The following is a 6,402-nucleotide window of genomic DNA, read 5'->3' as shown; positions in this document are numbered from 1 at the left end:
GGTGGAGCGGGAGACGGGATTTGAACCCGCGACTTCAACCTTGGCAAGGTTGCACTCTACCACTGAGTTACTCCCGCATGGAGCGCACCGCCCGCAGAGGGGCGGAAGACGGAGCGCATTGTCCGTCCGCGGCCATATGACCGCCGAAGAAAAAACTGGAGGCGGCATCCAGATTTGAACTGGAGATGGAGGTTTTGCAGACCTCTGCCTTACCACTTGGCTATGCCGCCAATGTTCTGGAGCGGGAGACGGGATTTGAACCCGCGACTTCAACCTTGGCAAGGTTGCACTCTACCACTGAGTTACTCCCGCTCGAAGAAGGCCAAGCTACGCTTTCCCTCCAAAACTGTCAAGCTCCGGGCGGCTTTTCCCGTCCACAGCGGGGGAAAGATGGACCCCCGGCAGGCATCGCGCACGAGGTCGCGATCGGCCGGTCCCGCGCCGGAACGCGCCCGCCGAAAGATGACGGCAGCGAAACCTGGGAAAAACATCTGTCGTGCAGATATTTTCCTCAGCAAAATGCCTAGTCGTCCAGCAGGCCGAGCAGACGGGCGACGCGCTGTTCATTGAGTCCCGAGTGCGCCTGGACCAGTTCCTCGCTCTGGAGCACGGCTTCCTCCTCCACCCGGGCGAGCGTCATCCGCACCTCCTCATTATCGGGATAATGCGGTGTGACGGGCAGATCCTCCACCGTGTCCAGCACGGGCGCGGCGGCTGAGGCGGCGGCGCCTCCGGCGCGCCCCTCGGCCGGAAGCATGGCGTTGACACGCTCCTGAAAGGTGGGGAAAAACGCGCCCAGATCGTGATTGCGGCTGCGGAACTGCACTTCCATGATATGCTCCTTGCGTCGAATGGGCGGAACGGCAGAAATGTCCGCCCGCTGTCAGTCCGCCCTTATTCTAGCAAGAAGCGTGCCTATGGAGCGATTTGGTACTGAAAGCATCCAAACCGCTCTGGGGCAGCGGGAGCTGGCGCCCGCGCCGAAGGAGCGTCCAGACCGCGTTCCGGACGCCAAATGCGGTAGCCGTTAGCGGCTCTGCCGCGTACGGATAGCGACAGCGATTTCTTGGCATCGCGTGTCGAGGAACCAGGTACTGTCTTCATCCGTAGCTTCCTGCGTCGCAACGGCTGAAGCGATGGCAGCGAAACGTGAGGGAAAATGGATATCTTCACTCACAAAATGCCCGAAGATATTCCTCTGTCCGCCCCCGGGAAGAAAAAACACCGGCCCGGACGCCCGCGGCATCCGGTCCCGGTGTTTCCGCGAAAATGGCGCCGCATGCCCGCCGAAGCCGGGGCATCGCGCCGCGCCGGCATCAACCGCGCGCGGCCGCCAGCTCCTCCAGAAAGCCCGCGGGAACCTCAAAACCGAGTTCCAGGGCCTTGTCGGCGGCTTCGCCCGCCTCGGCGGCGCGCCCCTGCTCAAAGAGCGCCAGGGCAAGGTTGTTCCAGGCGGGGGCAAAGCCCGGTTCCCTGGCAAGGATCTCCCGGCACAGTTTTTCCGCCGTGTCCAGTTCGCGCTTCATGAAATGGGCCGTCACCAGGGCGTTCTTGGCCTGAAGGAAGTCCGGATCCCATTTCAGCGCCTTGGAGAGCGCCTCGATGGCCTTGTCCGGTTCGCCGCGCTGGAGGTGGACAAAGGCGATATTGCTCTGGGGGATGGGAAATTTGGCCCGCGAATTGGCGGCCTCCTGATTATAGCGCAGGCAGCCCTCAAGATCCCCCCGTTCAAGGCAGATGCCGCCCAGCTGGACATAGGCCTCGGCCAGATGGGGAGAATTGCGCAGCGCCGCCAGGAACGCCTCCTCGGCGGCCACGAAATCGCGCTTGCTCAGGAAGGCCAGCCCAAGATTGTAATAGTGGTTGGCGCACTTTTCATTGACCGCGATCTCGGCCTTGAGGTCGGCGATATATTCGTCGATATCGTCGTAGCGTTCTTTCATGACAGGTGTCCCTCCCGTTTCAGAAGCTCATGATACCAGAGGCAGAAATCGAAAATGCCCTGATACTTTTCGTCCTTGTTGATGATGCCCAGGGCGCATTCGGCCACGCCCGCGCGATAGGCCCGGTCGCGCGAAGCCGCGCCGACGGCGCGCGAAAAGCTGTCGAGCAGTTCCTGGGCCGTGCGCTGGCTTCTGTCCGTACGCATGTCCAGAGGATCATTGGGTCTCTGGAACGGGTCCCAGAGATCATAGCCCAGGCGGTCCACGAATTTGCGGCGCCGCGGGTTCATCTTTTCGTAGATCTCGCGCTTGAGGCGCGCTTCTTCGGCGCTCAGTTCGCGCGGGACCTCTTCCGCGAAAAGACGCGCGGCCATGGCGCCGGGCGCGGATGCCGGGATGCGGGGATCAGCGTCGCCCATGGCTCACTCTTCCGGCCTGGCGGGGCCGATGCCGAGATAGTCCTCGTCGTAGCGCGTAAGCAGCGCCATGGACAGCGGCACATAGACCTCGGCAAGCTCCGAAAAACGGGACTGGACGGTTTCGGCGATCTCGCGGCTGAGGGCATCCAGCCGCGCCTGGAACCTGTCAAGCTGGACCGTGGGGTAGGACTGCCCCTTGTCAAAACGGGAAAATCCGCAGACATGCGCCTGCCCGCCAATGGCCGTGGGGATGCCGTACAGGCGGCAGGTGATGGGCCGCGCCGCATAGAGCAGGCAGCGGTCGTCCGGGCCAAGCAGCGGGCACGGCTCACGCAGGGCGGCGGCCCTGGTCATGATGGACTCGGGGCTTTCGCCATCCTTTTCCGCGCGGAACATCTCCCGCTTGAGCCTGGTGAGGGCGCGGTCGATCTGCGAAGCGCGCGTCAGGATCTCCGAGCGCTCGCGGCCATGCCCGAAGGCCGCGTTGAACGCGGCATTGACGGCCATGGACTCCACCAGGGAAAGATCGAAGAGCGCATGGCAGCAATCGCTACAGCCTTGGCGGCAGGTCACGCACTCGGGATATTGCGCGGCAACGCGGGCAAAGACGGCGTCCGCCTCGTCCCGCAGGGCGGTATAGCGGGCGAATATGGGGCTGAGGTCTGGGATCATGTGCTTTCCTGCCGGTGCTCCGGGCCGGGGTGTGGATGCGGTGCGGGCGCGCCGGGAGCCGGATGCGGACGGCGCGCGTTTCCTCCTCCGCCTCGGCGGCGGGGAGCGGAAACGGCAAGCGCCACCGGGCATGCGCGTCCGGCGGCGCTCCAGAACGGATCTCCGCGGGGTCTCCCCGCGGGGACGGACTACTGCTCTTCCACGGTGATGGCGTTGCTCTCGCACACCTCGACACAGGATTCACAGCCGAGGCATTCTTCGGCGTTGACAGGTTCGGACTTGCCGTCCTTCAGCTGATAGACTTCCACGGGGCAGACATCCACGCACTCGCCACAGCCCACGCACTTGTCGGTATCGACAGTCACATTGTAGCCCATTGTTTCCTCCAGAAATTTGATGTTCTGCGTTTGCGGCGGTTCTCCTCCGCCAGCAAGGCATAGCTTTCCGGGAAGGGCCTGTCAAGTAGCCGGGGAATTTCTTCCGGCTTCCCGGGGTCCGGTTCAGGGCACGATCCGCGCCTGATAGACGCGGCCATCCCTCACGATCTGCAGGATGGACTCCGGCGCCAGGCGTTCGCGCCGGAACACATCCAGCAGTTCTTTGAGGGAACGCACGCGCCGCCCCGCCGCGCCGGCCACGCCATCCCCGGGCCGCAGAAAGGCCGCGGGTCCGTCCGGCCGCACCGTCGCCACCGCGAGACCGCCCTTGCCTTCCCTGACATCAAAGCCCCAGCGGCGCTCCAGAAGGCGTCGCGCCGCGGCGTCATCCAGCGGCACGGGCGTCAGGTCGAGCGTGCGCGTCGTTTCGGCGCGGCGCAGGACAACGCGCACGCGCTCCCCGGAAGTCTGGTTACGCAGGGCATTGACAAGGTCGCGCCCGTCGCGGAGCGCCATGCCGTTCAGGCGCACGAGGATGTCCCCGGTCTCGATGCCCGCGCCTGCCGCCGGCGTGCCCGGCACCACCTCGCGGACGAGGACGCCGGCCGCATCCAGCCCCAGAGCCTGCGCCGTGCGCCCGTCCACATCCTGCCCGAGCAGGCCCAGCCAGAGCGGCGCCGCGCGGCTCCCGGCCATGATGTCTTCCATGACGCGGCGCGCCTTGCCCGCGGGAATGGCGAAACCGATGCCCTCGCCCCGCGCGTCCAGCACGGTATTGATGCCGATGAGGCGCCCGTCCAGGTCCAGGAGCGGGCCGCCGCTGTTGCCGGGGTTGATGGCCGCATCCGTCTGGATGAGGTCCGTGAGCATGCCCCCCTCGTTGCGGAGGGAACGCCCCAGCGCGGAGATGACGCCCGTGGTCACCGTATGCGTGAAGCCAAAGGGATTGCCGATGGCGATCACCGTCTCGCCGGGCATGAGGTCGCCCGTATCGGCAAGCCGCGCCGAGGGCAGCCCCGAGGCGCCCCTGATCTCCAGCACGGCCAGGTCAAAATCCGGCTCCGCGCCCAGGATGCGCGCGGGAAACTCGCGCCCGTCCTGAAGATGGATCATGATCTCGTCGCCGCCGGCCACCACATGGGCATTGGTGAGCACCAGGCCCCGGTCGCCGTCCACGATGACTCCGCTGCCGAGGCTCACGCGCTTCTGGCGGGCGCCGCCCTCCAGCTGGTCGGGCAGCGGGCCGAAAAAGCGTTCCAGCGGCGAACGGCGCCCGCGCTCCGCAAACCGGGCGCTGGTGATGTTGACCACCGCGGGCGCGGCGGCGCGCACGGCGCGCACCACGGGCGTGAGGCGCGCGCTGTCCGGGGACACGGCGCGGGCCGCGCCGCCGGAGCAGCAAAGTCCCGCCCAGACGGCGAAAAGGATGGCGGCGGCGAAGCCGAGAGCGCGCGTCCCGCCAGGTCGCGCGCCATGCCGGGAACAGACGGACATCACCGCGCCCCCGCGTCCCGCTCGCGGGCCAGCGCCGCGCCCACGGTCTCCAGCAGGACAGCCTCGGCCGCGGCCATGGGCAGGTCAACGGTGCCGCCCGCGGCGTTGCGGTGGCCGCCGCCGCCAAGGGCCATTGCCATGGCGCGCACATCCACGCCGCCACGCGAGCGCAGGCTGAACTTGCAGCATTCCGGCCCTTCCTCGCGCAGCAGGGCCGCCACCCGGACGCCCTGGATGCGGCGGAACCAGTCCACCATGCCTTCCATCTCCTCACGGGAGGCATGACATTCCTCCAGGTCCTCCCGAAAGACCGGGCACACGGCCACCCGCTCATCGCAGGCCAGGCGCACGCGCCCGAGCAGGCGGCTCCAGAGGCGCAGGCGGCCCATGCGCCAGCCGCTGTCCAGCCGCTCGCGCAGGTCCGAGATGCGGCAGCCGCCCCTGGCGAGCAGGGCGCACAGCTCAAAGACATCGGCATCGGTATTGCCGTGGCAGAAGCCGCCGGTATCGGTGATCAGCCCCAGGGCCACGGAATCGGCCAGGGGTCCTGTGAGCGGCTGCTCCAGGGCAAGGGCCACGCAGGCCATCAGCTCGGCCGTGGCCGCGGCTCCGGGGTCCACCCAGTTGGCGATGCTGCCCATGCCCGGGCCGCCGAGGTGATGGTCGATATTGATGCCGGGAATGCTGTCCGCCTGCTGCGCCAGCTCCGCGCCCAGGCGGTACGTTTCGTCACAATCGAGAAACAGGGCGCTCTCCGGCGCAAAGGGCAGATGCGCCAGGCTGGTGTGGAGCCTGCCCGGCAGCGGCAGAAAGGCCAGCGTGCCCGGCAGTCCCGTGGAGCTGTACAACGCGAACTTGCGGCCCATGGCCGCGAGCAGGTAGCCGGCGGCGGCCATGGAACCCAGGGCGTCGCCATCCAGATTGACATGCGCGGCGACGAGCACGCGATCCAGGCCGCGCAGGGCATCGGCCACGCGCAGGGCATCGCCGCGCCATTTTTCCGGCACGGCGTCAATCAGCGGCATAGATCTCCACCTCGCTGTCGATCATTTCCTCGGGAGAGACGGACTCAAGCATGAGGCAGCATTTGTCCATGCGCGAACGCAGATGGCGCTCGCTGTTGGAGACGGACACGACCGCCAGCCGGAGCCTGGTGAGGCTGTTCTCGGTGCCCGCCTCGGCAATGGCAACATTGAACGTGTTGCGCGCCTTCTGCTTCAGGCTGTTAGCCACGCGGCGCTTGGCCTTGAGGTTGTCGTTGCCGTCCAGGCTGAATTCAACGGTCAGCACCGCCAGGAACATGGGCATGAGGGGTTCCCGTCGCACGCGCCGGAGGCAGCGGGGCGCTGCCTCCGGTGAAAGGTCGGCCCCGGTCCGGGGCAAGAGCGTTTTCGCAATGAAATTGCGTAACGCTCTGGCGGCTGCGAGAGCAGACGCACGCGCCGTAATAAGGCGGAAAACCACGCTTTTCCGCCGCTTGTCCCGCTCTGCGGGGAA

The 6,402-nt window shown here is 66.7% G+C and carries 8 protein-coding genes and 3 tRNA genes; all 11 read right to left on the bottom strand.

Translation table 11 applies throughout. The features are described from left to right. Positions 1-2: 2 nt before the first annotated feature. The 11 genes from QZ294_RS07680 to QZ294_RS07630 all read right to left on the bottom strand — a co-directional run bounded on the left by QZ294_RS07680 (position 3) and on the right by QZ294_RS07630 (position 6,207). Positions 3-77, bottom strand: a tRNA-Gly gene (locus QZ294_RS07680). A 79-nt stretch (positions 78-156) separates the two neighbouring features. After that, positions 157-230, bottom strand: a tRNA-Cys gene (locus QZ294_RS07675). 7 nt (positions 231-237) lie between these two features. Continuing rightward, a tRNA-Gly gene (locus QZ294_RS07670) sits at positions 238-312 on the bottom strand. A 211-nt stretch (positions 313-523) separates the two neighbouring features. Then, on the bottom strand, positions 524-832 hold the full coding sequence (locus QZ294_RS07665) for a pseudouridine synthase (protein WP_297048588.1): 309 nt from the start codon (positions 830-832) through the stop codon (positions 524-526). 484 nt (positions 833-1,316) lie between these two features. Continuing rightward, entirely contained in the window at positions 1,317-1,943 is a 627-nt protein-coding gene (locus QZ294_RS07660; protein WP_297048586.1) for a tetratricopeptide repeat protein, read from the bottom strand. Beyond that, positions 1,940-2,362, bottom strand: coding sequence for a hypothetical protein (locus QZ294_RS07655; RefSeq protein ID WP_297048584.1), 423 nt, complete (start codon positions 2,360-2,362; stop codon positions 1,940-1,942). The genes QZ294_RS07660 and QZ294_RS07655 overlap by 4 nt, the downstream gene beginning before the upstream one ends. Positions 2,363-2,365: 3 nt before the next feature. After that, positions 2,366-3,034, bottom strand: a complete 669-nt coding sequence (locus tag QZ294_RS07650; RefSeq protein ID WP_297048583.1) for a YkgJ family cysteine cluster protein — start codon at positions 3,032-3,034, stop codon at positions 2,366-2,368. A gap of 188 nt (positions 3,035-3,222) precedes the next feature. Continuing rightward, the gene (locus QZ294_RS07645) at positions 3,223-3,423 is read right to left on the bottom strand and encodes a ferredoxin (RefSeq protein WP_366140556.1); all 201 of its coding nucleotides are present in this window, start codon (positions 3,421-3,423) and stop codon (positions 3,223-3,225) included. Between the two features lie 111 nt (positions 3,424-3,534). Further along, positions 3,535-4,905: a trypsin-like peptidase domain-containing protein gene (locus QZ294_RS07640; protein WP_297048579.1), complete on the bottom strand. Its 1,371-nt coding sequence runs from the start codon at positions 4,903-4,905 to the stop codon at positions 3,535-3,537. Next, the gene (locus QZ294_RS07635; protein WP_297048577.1) at positions 4,905-5,930 is read right to left on the bottom strand and encodes a DHH family phosphoesterase; all 1,026 of its coding nucleotides are present in this window, start codon (positions 5,928-5,930) and stop codon (positions 4,905-4,907) included. Before QZ294_RS07635 ends, QZ294_RS07640 begins: the two co-directional genes overlap by 1 nt. Next, positions 5,917-6,207, bottom strand: coding sequence for a DUF503 domain-containing protein (locus QZ294_RS07630; protein ID WP_297048594.1), 291 nt, complete (start codon positions 6,205-6,207; stop codon positions 5,917-5,919). The genes QZ294_RS07635 and QZ294_RS07630 overlap by 14 nt, the downstream gene beginning before the upstream one ends. Positions 6,208-6,402: the final 195 nt, after the last annotated feature.

The sequence above is a fragment of the uncultured Desulfovibrio sp. genome (assembly GCF_910584445.1).
Classification (GTDB): domain Bacteria; phylum Desulfobacterota; class Desulfovibrionia; order Desulfovibrionales; family Desulfovibrionaceae; genus Desulfovibrio.
Note: the sequence above shows the minus strand (reverse complement) of the source record. Positions and strands in the feature narration are given on the sequence as shown.